At 55.0% G+C, this 14,201-nt stretch carries 10 protein-coding genes and 3 pseudogenes; 5 read left to right on the plus strand and 8 right to left on the minus strand.

Features of this window, described 5'->3' with window-relative positions:
- Position 1: 1 nt before the first annotated feature.
- The 3 genes and pseudogenes from P2T60_RS21445 to P2T60_RS21455 form a co-directional block, all read right to left on the minus strand.
- Positions 2 to 838, minus strand: a complete 837-nt coding sequence (locus P2T60_RS21445) for a hypothetical protein (protein WP_276282859.1) — start codon at positions 836 to 838, stop codon at positions 2 to 4.
- Positions 835 to 2,570 (minus strand): annotated as a pseudogene (locus P2T60_RS21450) (DUF8186 domain-containing protein). Before P2T60_RS21450 ends, P2T60_RS21445 begins: the two are co-directional and overlap by 4 nt.
- A gap of 30 nt (positions 2,571 to 2,600) precedes the next feature.
- Positions 2,601 to 3,038: a DUF7985 family protein gene (locus tag P2T60_RS21455; protein WP_276282860.1), complete on the minus strand. Its 438-nt coding sequence runs from the start codon at positions 3,036 to 3,038 to the stop codon at positions 2,601 to 2,603.
- Positions 3,039 to 3,259: 221 nt separating this feature from the next.
- Here P2T60_RS21455 and P2T60_RS21460 point away from each other — a divergent pair, with 221 nt between their 5' ends.
- On the plus strand, positions 3,260 to 3,526 hold the full coding sequence (locus tag P2T60_RS21460; protein ID WP_276282861.1) for a hypothetical protein: 267 nt from the start codon (positions 3,260 to 3,262) through the stop codon (positions 3,524 to 3,526).
- Positions 3,527 to 3,665: 139 nt separating this feature from the next.
- On the opposite strand, the gene P2T60_RS21465 is transcribed toward P2T60_RS21460, so the two are convergent.
- From P2T60_RS21465 to P2T60_RS21480, 3 genes and pseudogenes are all read right to left on the minus strand, one after another.
- Positions 3,666 to 4,865 (minus strand): orc1/cdc6 family replication initiation protein, encoded by a 1,200-nt coding sequence (locus P2T60_RS21465; RefSeq protein WP_276282862.1) that lies wholly within the window; start codon positions 4,863 to 4,865, stop codon positions 3,666 to 3,668.
- Between the two features lie 760 nt (positions 4,866 to 5,625).
- Positions 5,626 to 6,067, minus strand: a pseudogene (locus P2T60_RS21475) (hypothetical protein).
- A 3-nt stretch (positions 6,068 to 6,070) separates the two neighbouring features.
- On the minus strand, positions 6,071 to 6,613 hold the full coding sequence (locus P2T60_RS21480; RefSeq protein ID WP_276282863.1) for a DUF7342 family protein: 543 nt from the start codon (positions 6,611 to 6,613) through the stop codon (positions 6,071 to 6,073).
- 478 nt (positions 6,614 to 7,091) lie between these two features.
- Here P2T60_RS21480 and P2T60_RS21485 point away from each other — a divergent pair.
- Both P2T60_RS21485 and P2T60_RS21490 read left to right on the plus strand, forming a co-directional pair.
- Positions 7,092 to 8,313: pseudogene (locus tag P2T60_RS21485) on the plus strand (site-specific integrase).
- Positions 8,314 to 8,377: 64 nt separating this feature from the next.
- A complete protein-coding gene (locus P2T60_RS21490; protein ID WP_276282864.1) occupies positions 8,378 to 8,602 on the plus strand; it encodes a hypothetical protein in 225 nt (74 codons plus the stop codon).
- Positions 8,603 to 8,738: 136 nt separating this feature from the next.
- On the opposite strand, the gene P2T60_RS21495 is transcribed toward P2T60_RS21490, so the two are convergent.
- Positions 8,739 to 9,533 (minus strand): transcriptional regulator FilR1 domain-containing protein, encoded by a 795-nt coding sequence (locus P2T60_RS21495; RefSeq protein ID WP_276282865.1) that lies wholly within the window; start codon positions 9,531 to 9,533, stop codon positions 8,739 to 8,741.
- Between the two features lie 103 nt (positions 9,534 to 9,636).
- Positions 9,637 to 10,224, minus strand: coding sequence for a hypothetical protein (locus P2T60_RS21500; protein ID WP_276282866.1), 588 nt, complete (start codon positions 10,222 to 10,224; stop codon positions 9,637 to 9,639).
- Between the two features lie 220 nt (positions 10,225 to 10,444).
- Here P2T60_RS21500 and P2T60_RS21505 point away from each other — a divergent pair, with 220 nt between their 5' ends.
- Positions 10,445 to 11,581 (plus strand): hypothetical protein, encoded by a 1,137-nt coding sequence (locus tag P2T60_RS21505; protein WP_276282867.1) that lies wholly within the window; start codon positions 10,445 to 10,447, stop codon positions 11,579 to 11,581.
- A 1,166-nt stretch (positions 11,582 to 12,747) separates the two neighbouring features.
- Positions 12,748 to 14,034 (plus strand): tyrosine-type recombinase/integrase, encoded by a 1,287-nt coding sequence (locus tag P2T60_RS21510; RefSeq protein ID WP_276282868.1) that lies wholly within the window; start codon positions 12,748 to 12,750, stop codon positions 14,032 to 14,034.
- Positions 14,035 to 14,201 lie beyond the last annotated feature (167 nt).

Consider the following 14,201-nt stretch of genomic DNA (forward strand, 5'->3'; position numbering starts at 1 on the left):
GTCAGGCCTCCGTGATCGTGACTTCACAATCACTCATCTCATTAGATCCAGAGTACTCCACATCGAACACTTTCGTGACCTCATTCCCACTAGCTCTCGTCTCGACGAGAACTGTGAATTGTCCACTATTGCCGTCAGGGGAACACCCCGTTCCTTTCTCAGACTCTGACCCAAAGGGGAACGAGTTGCTGAAGAGGTCTACTGTCTCTCCAGGGGCAACAACCACCTGTTCAGTTTCGTACATCCCACTTCCTCGGGGTTCTTCAATGGGATTTGGAACATCTCCGGAAAACACCAGTTCAACAACCGCATCTGGGCCTGTCCCGGAGTTTGTTATAGTGACGAACGCCTCACCGTTCTTCAACCGGTCTGTTTCCGTGTCACCGTAGACCTCGTCCCACGGCTTGTCAGGATTATTCCGGTAGAGTCCAACGTCCTGAATCTGAACCTCCGGTACGATATCCGTCGTGCTCTCTACGACTGTCTCTTCACCTTTCAGTGCGACCACGCGGTACTCTCCAGGCTCGTAAGCAGTCCCAATCTCGAACGAGACCTGTTGGACCCCCGCGGCCACATCACGCTTCCCGAATAGCTCTCCATTAGGCTGGATGAGGTTGACTTGGTCAACGTTGGCTTCTGCCGAGAGTTCGACGACGAGCGTCGTTCCGTCGACGGCGACTCGCTTGAGCGGTCCCTGACTTCCTGGAGAGGTTGTCTCGACACCGGGAGTTCCGGAGTTTCCGCTGTTGTCCAGACAGCCAGCCACGCTCAGGAGCGTAGCGCCTGCGACTGTTCGGAGGGCGTTTCTTCGACTGATGTGTGGATGGTTTCTGGTCATAAGTTTCGTTGGAAGATGTCTTCTGGGCCGAGCATTCGGAGGAGGCGGTGTCCCGCGTAGAACATCACGAAGAAGGGGATGAACTGCCAGCCGACCTCGAAAATGAACGCAAACCAGCCATCGATGGTTCCGAGTGGATGCCACCGGGCGGTCGCCGTATCACTTACGTAGGCTGGGCTATGTCCGAGCCACGACCCAGGATGATACCGGGCCGTGTAGATACCGGGCTCAGTAATCGTCAGAATGGCTACTCCAGAGGCGTTGGTTTCGACCCTCTGATTGGCGATGGTGATGTAGCCATTACGTGGGTTGCCGCTAATGGGAAATCGACGGGCGCTTTCGTTGAGAACGATGGGTGCGCCAGTCTGGTTGTCATCCAGTTCGATTCGAAGCGTCGCCTGCGACTGGTTTTGCTGGAGTACTTCGACAGTGGGGTTACTGCGCCGAAGCTGTCGTTCGGAACCGGCGTCGGACTCGACAATAGACGCGTTCACGCCGCGAACGATGCCTGCAACGTGGAGTGCCTCTCTATCGACGGTCTCAGCACGGACACCCACACCGTACGTCGTCTCGTAGGACTGATTGACGACCTCGATGGTGACGTTCTCACCGATGGTTCCCGCCGGGGAAGGTCGGTCAGTTCCCCACGTGTCGATGATCTCCGGGCCGTCCCGGACAGGTTCAGCACGTGGTCCGATCCGGGATGGATACGCGTGGACATACACGGGGATGGCGTCGGACTCAACTTCGGCGCTGTCTGTCCGGTTCGATTTGACGAGCGTATCCCAGTTTGTGTTGCGGGCGGTGTAGAACCGCCAGACACCACGCACGCTCGCGTTCCCCTCGTCGGTGAGCGTGTACCCTTGCCACGGCCGAGACTGGAAGATAGCCACGCCAGCATCGCCATTGGGGTACTCAGCGTAGTAAGGGGACGCAGAGAGGTCGTAGATCTCAACGTCGGTTGAGTCCGAGACGTTTCGCGTCTCCTCACGGTAGACGACGTCGACGTTGGTTCCGTTGACCATGTCGGTCCGTATCGTCTTCTTCAACCGAACGTGAATTTCTGCTTCGAGTGTGAGGGTCGCGCTCCAGTCGTCATCGATCTGGTAGTCGATAGCCGGCGTGTGCGACCCATCGGTCCTCGCAATGGTCTCCTCATCTTTCTTCAGGCGTACTTCCTCGATCTCGTGTTCTGTAAGCGACCACTCGACGGTCCGATTCTCAGAGGAACTCCCGTTTGGCACGCGGACGCGATAATCGACGAATCCGCGTATCGTCCATTCGGGGCGATGTAGAGTGGGGTGTCACCGGATTCGAGGTGGCCACGGGTCGACGGCTGAAGGGCAAATATAGTCGCATGGGCATCCTCGATGAACACACCGTCGTCAAGCGACGCGTGAGGCGGGTGCACAGACGTATCTGAACTGCCGGCTTCGAGGTCCTCGAAGTCGTTTCGAGTCCACGTTGCGGCAGTTGCAGGCGGCCGCTTGAACGTGATGTCCGTCCCGTTTGCGAGCTGGTGGATTGACGTCCGCTCGTCACCGTAGCGTTGGCGGTACTCCTCCTGACTAATGTAATTGTCCGCGTCGCGCGACCAGAGTGTCGCCGACTCGTTCTCGGTGAGTCCATTCCCTTCTGTCCCCGGCCGCGGTGGGCTTGCTGTGACGATACCTGTGACTAAGCTCGTCACGAACAGGACGGCCATGAGTATGGAGCGTTCTCGTTGTTCCATGAGGGCTCGCAACGGGGATCGGGAAGTAGCTTACCAGGGGACGAGGTCGACACACTGTGCCAGCGGGAGGCCCATCATCGATCCGGCGACGGTGTACAGCGGGCCGAGGACAACGAGGACGATGGTGGACTTCATCGCTGAGCGCTTGTGGCGCTTGAGGGCCTTCTTCTGCTCGGGATTGAGGGTGAACATCTCGATCAGAGAGTCGGCCTGCCAAACGATAGCGAGACCGACGATGCCCAGCCCGGTTGTCAGCTGGAAGAATCCCTCAATCATTCCAGGGAGGTTGTCAGCACTGCAGACCGCACTCTGAGAGGTTACTGCATCTTGGGTCGTTTGTTGAGCGAGCGCTGGCTCAACTACTATGAGCGAGAGTACTGCGATGGTGAAGGGGAGTTTTAGACCAACAGTACTCCGTATCGTGGTCTTCGGCTTTTCTTGCGGGGAGTCGGTATCTGATTGTTGCATACGTGGCTGTGGTTGGCTGTTCCACCACCCGATTGATTGCGGGGGTATCGCGGGGACGTGGAATCAGCGTTCAGTTCTACCACAGACAGACGGGGTATATGAATCTGAACATACGAACGTATTTCTTGGTGTCTATTTGTATGTTCTAGTATTCTATAGGAGGTCTAGGGAACCAATCGGTAAGTATATACATCTGTTCGGATGAGAGTGAAACTATCCACATGTATCGAGAAGTTAATTGGGCGGTACCGGCTGACCCATACATTCTCGAAGAACTAGGGAAGTATGAGGGCTGGCACACAGCAAAGAATCTGGAAATCAATACTGACTTCAGCCGACAGTGGATTTCCCAGCGCTGTCCAATCTTTGTTGATCATAATCTTGCTGAGCGTCATGACGAGGACCCTGCATACCGCATCACGGAACTCGGTGAGCAAGTTCTCTCTGGCGACGTTGAGTACGAAGAACTCAACGATTCAGAGAATTGAACCGTTCCTGACGGGGGCACTATCTAGTTTACCTCCTCGACTGGCGTTCGTTCATCGAGTGCCTAATGCGGTCGTTGAACGTTATAATGGACGTGGTATTGTGCCTGTTCAGCGTATAATAGCCGCCGAATCCGAACGGTCAGACTTCGCCTTGTTTGTCGAGTTCGTTGCACGCTTCGAACACGACGCTCGGGTCCATGTCGAGTTCGTGAGTATACGACCTGCCGCCGCTCTGGCCTTGGTTCACCTCGTTGCGAATCAGGAACCCGAGCATTTGGAGGTCTTCGAGATGGTTCCTGATGCTCTGGAGGGTCGTCAGCGGGTCGTCACCGCGCTTCTCGGCGATTTGCTGGTAGGTCGCCATGACCTTCTTCGACCGGACGGGGGTGTCGCCGTCGTGTTCGATGTGGGCGACCGCTTCGAGGACGTGGCGGGCGTGGAGCGATTGGTCGGCGATTTTGTCTCGGAGTCGACCGCGGTTCACTTCCTCGCGGGCGCGACCGATATGGTCGTCTTGGACTGTGCCAGCATCTTCGCGTTCGGCGATTTCCGTGCCTTTTCGGAGTAGGTCGATGGCTTGTCGGGCGCTTCCGGTGTCTTGGGCAGCGAGGGCGGCGGCTTTAGCAACGGCGCTGTCGTCGTAGCCGTCTTCGACCAGTGCTTTTTTGGCGCGGTCGTGGAGGATAGTGCGGAGTTCGTTGGCGTCGTAGGTTGGGAAGGAGATTTCGTCTTCTTGGAGGGTATCTTTGACTTTCGCAGACAGTCGGTTGCGGAAGGTGTAGTTGTTGCTGATGCCGATGATTCCAATTTTGGCGTCTTCGAGGTGATCGTTCGCTCTCGCCCGCGGGAGTTCGTAGAGAAGGCTGTCTGCTTTTTCGAGATGATCGATTTCGTCTAGAACGACGAGGTGGGTGCCGCCGACTCGTTCGAGTTGTTTGTAGAGTTCTTTGAGTGCATTGCCGGTCGAGAGGCCGCGTTTCGGGAACTCGCTTGCGTGGTCGGGGAGGAGTCGATTGACGAGTTCGCGGACTGCGGAGAAGACGGTTTCGTCGTTGCAGTTGTAGCGGTGGACGTATAGGTCGTCGGCTGCGTCTTGTTGTTCGGCGGCGTGTTGGAGTTCATCGAGGACGTGTGTAGTGACGGCGGTTTTGCCGACGCCTGCTTTGCCGTAGAGCATGACGTTTGAGGGATTACGGCCGTACAGTACATCTTTGAGGCTGTGTCTGTATTCTTCGATTTCGTCGTCGCGTTCGAGGATGTTGTCTGGTTCGTATTCTTCTTCAAGGACGGTTTTGTTCTCAAAGAGGGTATCGCCGATGTCTTCGAACAGTCCTGCCATGTGTCTATTAAAGACTCGTGCAGTTATGATATATAAAAGTGGGGTTTGGGTGTTTGGTGTGTCCGACTTCTTTAAGTAGGATAGAGAGAGTAGACTTGGAGTGTTCAGAAGTAGAACGATGGGTCAAATCTTCTCAAAACCTCATCTTTCCGGTACCGTAAAATATATAATAATATTCTATGGGCGTTTTCTAGGATAGTGGAACAAACACCCACTACCTCACGGAATCTGATTTAGAAGCATCGTCTTCTAGCAACGAACACTCCAAATGTACTCTCCCCCATCCCAAAATCGCGTCCTACCATCTCCCATCTCACGCTGAACACTCCAAATGTACTCTCACTCTACAACCACACCACCACGAGTACCGCCTGATCACTCCAAACCTACTCTCTCCCTCTTTCAAGATATCGACCCTCCGAGACGCCTATCCCTCACGAACACCCAAAATCTACTCTCTCACTCCAAGACCCCCCGCCTCGAAACTGTACCCTCACCTGCCACGACGCCCACCGTATGACACGCCGAACAGCCACTGTCTGTCCCGACTGCCAGTACGTCTTTGGAGAATCGTCCGCGCGCCATCTGTCATGATCGACCGCAGCCAAACGTCCTCCTCAAGCGCCAGTAAGAGGTCACGAGCGTACTCGTCGGTCGAATCTGGGCGTTCCCCTCGGTCGGCTAGCTCGTCCTGTACGAGCATTGCGAGCGACACATTAGTCGAACTTCGGGAATCCTCGCTCTTCAGACAAGGAGGCTGTCAATGGTACGTCGGATGGACATCCTCAAGGAGTTGGTCGATGATTTCCCAGAGAATTAAGGATGGAGTCTCATGTTCGAATGAGATACTCCGTCGGTCTTCATCGTCATCGGTCGTATACTGGAAATGCGTCCGACCGAGATCAGGATGATCCTCGTCTTGATGCCAACCAGCGTGAAACCCTGTATTTGGGTCGGTGTAGTTTACACGGAACCAATCGTGTGGCTCCTGGCGATACCATGCTACGAGAAGCTCCGGTGATTCCGGTCCAGTTGGTGGGTCAAGGCGGGCTGGGGTCAAACGTCGCTCGCAACTGCTTGGCTTCGATATCGTCCGGAACGTACTCGACCGTGGTAATCTGGGGAACACGCTCTAGGACGTCCTGCTTCAGTTGCGCGTACAGGTTCGCGTTCGGATCACCCCCGGGATGTGGAACAGACATCCGTTAGCTACTGGCCTCGGCCGGCTCACTTGTTGGGGCCAGAAAGTCCCATTCTCGGATGACGAACCCGACGATCTGGATGCGGCGCTGGAGGTGTTCCCACTCACGCGCGATTTCGCGGCGGTGGTCTTCGTCTTCAGCATCAAGAGCCTCGTCGGCGATTGTTCCGCGAAGCTGATTCGGTGACTCAACGTCGAACTCGTCTTTCCAGTCCCGAATCTGTGCCTTCATGTCGGCGAGACGGTCTGTGAGCTCTTCGACAGTATGCCCGCTGTCTCGAAGGCGCGTTGCTTCCTGCATCGCTTGACGGCGGTAATCCGGCGAGTACGTGGTGTGTGTGCCGCTGTCGTCACGACGGAGAATACCATCGTCGACAAGCCGTTCGAGGACGCGCTTGGTCGGTTCGTGCGACCGGTCTGCTTCGGAGGCGATCCAGTTTGCGGTCCGTGGCTCTGACAACTGACGCGCGACCATCCGTACTCGATCCTCACCGGTTGTCTGGCGTTCCATGAGTCCTTTGTCGGAATTCGATTCATCGGTGGTCATACTCTACGGTTCACACTCTATCTTAATACAGGTTGAGGTCATTCGTCCTATATCGAATTAAATGACTAGGGCTTACTCGACTTGACCAACCTCATACGGACTTCGAACTGGTTTTCACAGGTATCAAGCCAGATAGTCTGACCCTTGAACTCAGAGAAGATGCCGTCACCCGATGGTTTGAGCTGACGCCGGTCGGTTGGACTCCAGAACTGCTGGACGTCTCTTATCCCAGGTTCGTCAGGCAACTTTTCGAGTGCTATTCCATCTTTGAGAGCCCAAAGTCTGTATATCGTTCTTTGGTTTACGATGTTTTGCCATGGTTTTGCTGGTTATAGTACTTAGTTCGGTTGTGTAGACCTGTACAACCGAATCACCAAAAATATAAACTAGCTAGTACGAAAACCCAGCACCCAGAAATGACTCGCCTTAGAATCACCAACCCCCGCAGAAATCCAGCTACACCCCCATGAGCGAGACCATCAACTGGAGCCACCACGACCTCAACGGCCTCGAAGAGCTATACTGGGATGAAATCGCGCCCGCGTTGCGTCGTGACGGACGCGACCCCCACACCCGACCGTCATACGAGACGCTCGCTGACCACGGCTACAGCGGCCTCGCCTACACTCTCCGCGAACACCACGATTTGACGCCCAAACAGTTCCTCTCCGAGACCGTCGGCCTCAAAGACGAGGACGACAGCACCGAGGGCTACGACTGGAACATCGAGACCGAACGCACCCAGAGCGCGTTCGAATCGTACCTCCGGTCGCTCAACCGTCGTCGCAACCTCGCCGACTCGACGCTTGCTTCGAAGCGCACCCACCTGTCGGCCTACGCCGAAACCTACCGCGACCTACACGGAACCGACGACCTCCTCGGACCGCTCGACGCCCACGACCAGCGCGGCGAGGAGATCGACCGCGCCTACGAGGTTCTCGACGTGTTCAACGCCGAGCGTTCGACCGACGCCTCGAAAATCGAGTACACCGCGACGGTCGCAAGTTGGTACCACCGCCTTGTCCGGCACGGCCGCGCGGAGTTCAACCCGCTCGAACACGCGACGACCGAATTCGGGTGGGAACGCAACAACCCCGACAATCACCCGCTGGACGCGAGCGACGTACGCGCGCTCTACGACGCCGCAGACTCGCTCGAAGACCGACTGCTCGTCGTCGCCCTCGCCGGATGGGGCCTCCGGTCGGGAGAGGTCGCCCGTCTCCATCAGCGCCAATTCGTCGGGTCAAACAGCGACGACCCGCACCTCGATTTCGAAAAACGGAAGAACGGACCGAGTTCGGTCAGTCTGCTGTACGGCCTCGACGTGTTGAAAGACCGCTGGAACGACCTCGCCGAAGACGAGACGTGGAACGGGTATCTCTTCCTCCCCGCAGTCCGAGTCCGGCCACATCGTCGGTGACACGATACGGTCGCGTTTTCGGACGCTTGCCGACGAGGCAGACGTACAGGTTCTCGGCGAGCGCCCGAAGCCCCACATGGCACGTCGGTTCTGGTACACGGCCTACCAGCAGGCGACTGCGGGCTTGCTCGACCGACTCGAAGGAATCGCCGAGGATCAAGGGAGCGCCTCAGCAGAGGTCATCGCACAGAATTATCTCTCGGACGAAGAGGTCCGGCAGGCACGTCAAGACGCGATGCGGGAGAAGTTGGCCGAGGCGTTCGGGAACGCCGACCGATAGAACACTTCGGCGGTTATCTCGTCACTCAGCCATTTACCACAAAAATTTACTATTAAGGAGTGTTATGGCAGAGATGCAGTGGGTCGGCTTCGACATCCACCCCGCGAGCGTGCTTTCCGGTACCGCTTTTCGAAGGGCTAGCCTCTCGATAGACACTCATTCTACCAGAAAGAGAGTCGAGAAATCAATTCTTGACTACTGGAACGCGCGGCCGCTCGCGGTCGGTTCCTCCTCTTTGATGTCGATGGAGAGGTCGAGCTTTTTTGAGAGCGTCACTGTCGCTCAGTAGCCGACCCCCATCGTGTCGATAACGGCTTAGCCGAAATCGCGGACCGAGAAGTCGTCCTCGTCGGAATAAATGCGGCGAGTGACTCGAAACCCGTCCCAAATTTGTCTGTCGTCATCAGCCACGACTGTCGAACTAATTACTGCATTTTGTTCGGAGATGTGGAATTACTCTGCCACTGCTCTAGCGGATGGCTCTCCTGTCGATATCTGTTATATAGGTCCAGTGCCCATTGATACGACTCGTCGGTAGTGTTGTGGAGTGAAATGCATGGGACCCCATCATTTAGGATTACAATACAGAGTTCGACCTTCGGAGTCGTAGAGACGAATAGTCCAAAAGGAAGTCTGTCTTCAACGATGCCGACGTAATCGGTCGATAGTACGTTCTCAATCTCTGGTTGGTCATACCGCGAGTTAGCTTGCTTCTGAAGTGAAGCAGCCTCAACAATAAGTTCTACTGTTGTGTCGGGGCTTTTACCATTAAAGTTAGTCATGAGATTTGAAAAAAGAACAGGAGTGAACGCGACTATCTTTGAGTTGCGGTCTAGCAACTGACAGACTGGTTCAAGCGGTTTATTGGGAGAATGGCGTTCTGTCGTCACAACAGTTGCATCCTTGAACACGCAGGGTTTGATGACGCTTAATTCCGGACCCTTTGTCAGACCGTCAAATTCGTTGAGAACGTTTGCCTCGGCATATAATTCTTGCACATGGCCAAACAGTTGATCTCCTATATCTGTCAGTTCGTAGTGGCCATAGTGTTCGTTTAGCAGGTCGGCATCAGCGAGGTTCTTCAGTGCTCGGTAGACTGTTGATTGAGAATATCCCGACCGAGAGGCGAGTTTTCGACGGTCGGTTACACCGTCGGCGATATCAATCAAAAGGTCTCTACGTTGAACAAGTAACTTGAGTTGCTCGGAGGGAAGTCCCATGATGATACAACATTCATGCCATGTAATTAACCTTTCTAACGTAATCTAAATTATATTTTTATCGCGGGTTGGTTAGTAGAAAAACCGGAGTAGGGATACAATCCTACACCGTATCGTCGTAGTAGCTTGACCCGTACGCGTCCATACCGTGATCGCCCGCACCGTTGACCGACACTCGTACCCATGGAAGAGCATGATCGGTGGGATGGTCGTATTCACCGACTTGCGTAGTCAACGCTGAAACACGCTTACCGTCGTTGTTGTCTCGGTACTCCAACTCTTCCTTCTCCTGACCGACGAACGACCAGAGCTTGTTGACTTTTTTGTTTTCGCCAACAGAGTTAGCCCACAGAAGCTCGTCGCCCGTGTACTCCCATGACGTATAGTTCATCCACTTCCAGTTGATGGTTCCGAGGCTGTCTTTTGACTGAACGTAGTACCCAATAGTATCAGTAGTCCCACTCGTTGACACCGCCGTGTCGTTAACTGTCAACCCTTCCACTTCAGGCGCGGCCACATCTGTGACGATGCCCACTTCGATAGTTGACTCACTATCATTGTTGCTTTTTGTCTCGGGTTCGCTCGCAGCAGCGACGCCAGCGCCAAGGAATCCCGCCGTAATGGTAACGGCGACACCGTCTTGAACCAACTTTCGTCGCGTCATCTTTGAGTTGTCATTGCTGTCTGACATGCGTTTTAGCCAGTTCGCCCAGACAGCTTATTTTTATATCTTGAATATGCTTGGAAGAGATGCCTACCGGCACATGTTCTGACTGATGTTGCGGTCTTTGCGTGTTGGGTTGTGGATATCGTCTTCACCAGTCATTTCCATCTCTACCTATTTCTTAACTATTCTTGCAAAGATTAATAATATAATATGTTAGTATCTAAATTAAACCGGAGGTAGAAAAATGGAAGACACCCTGGAACGACGTACTGAATCGAGTACTGACAATGCTCGATGTGACACGACCTCTCGCCGAAGTGTCCTCCGGAAGTCGGCCTTACTATCGACACTCGGCGCTACCGGATTCGGTGCCACCACTAGTACGGTAGCTGCCGCCGGTGCCTGCGGTGAGGATAATCCTACCGACCCAGGCACTACCGATTACGTGTGGGAGAAAGGCGATGACAAAGTCGAGACGGCGAACTGCGACGATAACATCCTTCGAGGACAGAAGACGGTTCACGCTGCATCCACGCAGTATCTCGGGAGCGCCGAAGACAGCGCTGGCGAGTGGACCCACTTCTTCCAACTCGGTGGTCATGCTGAGTACTATAACGGAGGCTTTAGCTGCGACTCGTGGAGCCACGATGCTGGCATCAGCGAACACAAGGCCACCATCGACAACAAGGACGGGAGCAACGACGCCCTTGACCCCGCCAACAGGCATGACGTGGCGGGCCTTCCGGCGGCAGGTAGTGACAGCGGGACCCTGAGCGACCTTGGTCAGCAACTCGCAAACACTGCCATCACCGAGGCCATGGGCTACTACCTTGGCGGCTGGGCCGGTGCGGCGGCTGGCATCGCCCTTGGAATGCTCGGCGATAGCGAGAACAACAACACTGTCAAGGACAGTCAACTCGCATACGACTGGGACTACGGCACGAGTTACAGCAAGTGCGGCTCCCACTTCGTGGATTTCGACCTTGAGGGTAACGAAAGCGCCTCACTCGACGTGACCGACGAGGCATGGGGCAAGTACCCGAACTACACGCAGATTTACAAGGAGATCGACTTCCTTGACGCGACCGAAACTAGCACCCTCTCAACGTCGTCAACTGACCTCGTAGAGCGTAACAACGGCACTCGTCGTGAAGTCGCGCCCGGTGACATCATCGAGACTACCAACGGGGAACCAATTCGCGTCACCGATGTGAGTGTGACGACTACCCAGTCGCCGGGGAAGGCACCTAAGCAAATCGCAGGGACCGATGACCTGCCGCGCCGACTTGGCCATCGGTTTGACGACAAGAAACCGGTCAGATACGCTGAATTCGCCTCACAAGTTCGTACGATGTCAATCAGTGGGAAGCTACTGGAGTGATTCTACTCTAACGATTGACTCTTGTACTGCGCTCCGAGTAAGTCGCCAATATAGCCGCTAATGGCTAACCCCATATCGGCTTTATTTGCGACTGTTCTCGAACGTAGAGTTTCACCCACGATTTGAACAATATGGTGATTTATGTCATAATTAGATGGCTGATACAGGCGGTCCGGGGTTTATTCTATTGTGTTAATAATTACAAGCAAAAATATCATAAAGCACGGTCCAAAAGTAGCAATAGACCAATAACTAATGGCTGTCCATCATCCCTCCAAAAGTAATGACTAACAATCCTCCTACCAGACGAGCGCTCCTCGGAACAATCGCTATGGCAACGAGCGGTTGCCTCGGCCAGTTCACTAACCGACGGTCCGTGTCTCTGACAGGCGTTCGCCTTCATAATTGGACCGACTCTGAGGCCTCAGTTCACGTCAAACTGTTCCGCGAAGGCAATCGTGTTCTTAACGAGACCGTAACACTTGCTCCGCGACGTGAACCGGAATCTGCGGCATCGTTCACAGCAGGATGGTCTGTCAAGATGGCCCGCTACCGCGTCCGTCTCCAAACAACAGACGGCAATGTAAAACTTGAACGCAAGTTCCCCTCGGACGACTTCGGCTGGGACGGCTGTGCGTTCCTTGACGCCGACCTTGAGAATAATCGTAGTCCCAATCAAACGGTAGACTCCAATACTGAGCAATCGTTCGAAATGCACCTACAGGAAGTAAATGATCCAGAAGACTTCTCAAGCGAATACTGCCCGGACATGAACTAAGGGATACAATTCTATTAACAGACCGGACCGCACAGGACGGCCTCAACATACAGGTCGCCCTTTCGAAAGCCCAGACGCACGGTCAGAAGACAACCTCGAACAAGGAAAAACAGAGGATTTGCTAGTATATGCCTCCCACTAGTCACTATCCTATTGTTGTTCTGCTCAAAAATCAGTAGTGGTTGTCTCTCTCAGTGCTCCACTTCGGTTCAGCGCTCGTCAGCAGTTTCGACTAGCTTTTCCAGAAACTCAACGGCTTTCGTTTTGGCAGTGTGGAAGATGTACAACCCAATCACCAAAAGTATAAACTAGCTAGTACGAAAACCCAACACCCAGAAATGACTCGCCTTAGAATCACCAACCCCCACAGAAATCCGGCTCCAACCCTATGAGCGAGACCATAAACTGGAGCCACCACGACCTCGACGGCCTCGAAGAGCTGTATTGGGATAAAATTGCGCCTGCGTTGCGCCGTGATGGACGCGACCCCCATACCCGACCGTCCTACGAGACGCTCGCCGACCTCGGATACAGCGGTATCAGCTATACCCTTCAGCAACATCACGACCTCACTGTCAAAGAGTTCCTCACCGACGTGGTCGGCCTCGACGACTCCACCGTTTCCAGTAAATCACCGGATGACTACGCTTGGCAGATATCGTCCACCGAGACCATCGACGAGTTCGAAGCCTACCTCCGCGCACTCGACCGCCGCCGGAAGCTTGCCGACTCCACGCTCGCCTCGAAACGCACCCATCTAGCAACCTATGCACAAATCTACGAGGACCTCCACGAGACATCGGACCTGCTCGCGCCGCTTTCTGAACCGTCAGAGCAGGCCGCAGAGACTGAACGCGCCTATCAAGTTGTGGAGGTCCTCGACGACGAACTTGCGACCGACGGTACGAAATTCACCTACGTCGGGACGGTCCAGGGCTGGTATGACCGACTCGACCGGCACGGCGCGGCCGCCTACAATCCCTTGGATGGCGTGACGACCGACTTCGGCTGGGAGCGCACAGAACCCGACAATAAGGCACTAGCGCCTTCGGACGTCCGCGCACTCAATAACGAGGCCAACACACCCGCAGATCGCCTCCTGCTCGTTGCACTCGCCGCGTGGGGGTTACGGTCGGGCGAGGTCGCTCGACTTCACGTCAACCAGTTCGTCGGTGTCGACTCCGATGATCCACACCTTGAGTTCAAGGAGCGGAAGAACGGCCCGAGTACGGTCAGCCTCCTCTACGGCTTGGACGCCTACCGGGAGCGCCAGCGCGAACTCGATGACTACGACGAGTGGAATGGCTACCTATTCCCCTCGACACAGGCCGAGGCTGGCCACATTGACTCAGATACTGTCCGGAATCGATTCCACCGACTCGCCGAACAGGCTGATGTCCGTGTCGACGGTGGCCTCCCGAAGCCCCACATGGCCCGTCGGTTCTGGTATAGCCAGTATCAGGACGCACTTGCAGACGTGCTCGACCGCCTTGATATTATCGCTGACGAGCAGGGAGTTCATCCGCAGACGTGGTGCATCAGAACTATCTCTCCGAGGAGAAACGTCGAGAGGCTCGGCGGCCTGCAATGCGGGAGTTACTTGCGGACGCGTTCGGCGAGTAGTCATCGAGGTCTTGGACGCTCGTTTGGACCTTCGCTCGCACCTTCCGGGTAGCCTCGGCGTCCTCGCTCTGACAGTAGTGTTTCAATTTTGTGAAGGTGTGGCGGCTTCGACAGCGGCCGACGTAGTCGTTTCGGGCGTCTTCTTGACGATGAAGACGTACTTGCAGTCAGGACAGACGGTGACGGTGCAAAGGGTCATAGCTCCGCAATCAGGCGGAG

Source organism: Halorussus caseinilyticus, from assembly GCF_029338395.1.
Classification (GTDB): domain Archaea; phylum Halobacteriota; class Halobacteria; order Halobacteriales; family Haladaptataceae; genus Halorussus; species Halorussus caseinilyticus.

Coding starts and splice junctions, on each gene's coding strand:
- P2T60_RS21510 (WP_276282868.1), top strand. CDS start 12,748: ATGAGCGAGACCATAAACTGGAGCCACCACGACCTCGACGGCCTCGAA.
- P2T60_RS21455 (WP_276282860.1), bottom strand. CDS start 3,038: ATGCAACAATCAGATACCGACTCCCCGCAAGAAAAGCCGAAGACCACG.
- P2T60_RS21495 (WP_276282865.1), bottom strand. CDS start 9,533: ATGGGACTTCCCTCCGAGCAACTCAAGTTACTTGTTCAACGTAGAGAC.
- P2T60_RS21505 (WP_276282867.1), top strand. CDS start 10,445: ATGGAAGACACCCTGGAACGACGTACTGAATCGAGTACTGACAATGCT.
- P2T60_RS21445 (WP_276282859.1), bottom strand. CDS start 838: ATGACCAGAAACCATCCACACATCAGTCGAAGAAACGCCCTCCGAACA.
- P2T60_RS21465 (WP_276282862.1), bottom strand. CDS start 4,865: ATGGCAGGACTGTTCGAAGACATCGGCGATACCCTCTTTGAGAACAAA.
- P2T60_RS21460 (WP_276282861.1), top strand. CDS start 3,260: ATGTATCGAGAAGTTAATTGGGCGGTACCGGCTGACCCATACATTCTC.
- P2T60_RS21480 (WP_276282863.1), bottom strand. CDS start 6,613: ATGACCACCGATGAATCGAATTCCGACAAAGGACTCATGGAACGCCAG.
- P2T60_RS21490 (WP_276282864.1), top strand. CDS start 8,378: ATGGCAGAGATGCAGTGGGTCGGCTTCGACATCCACCCCGCGAGCGTG.
- P2T60_RS21500 (WP_276282866.1), bottom strand. CDS start 10,224: ATGTCAGACAGCAATGACAACTCAAAGATGACGCGACGAAAGTTGGTT.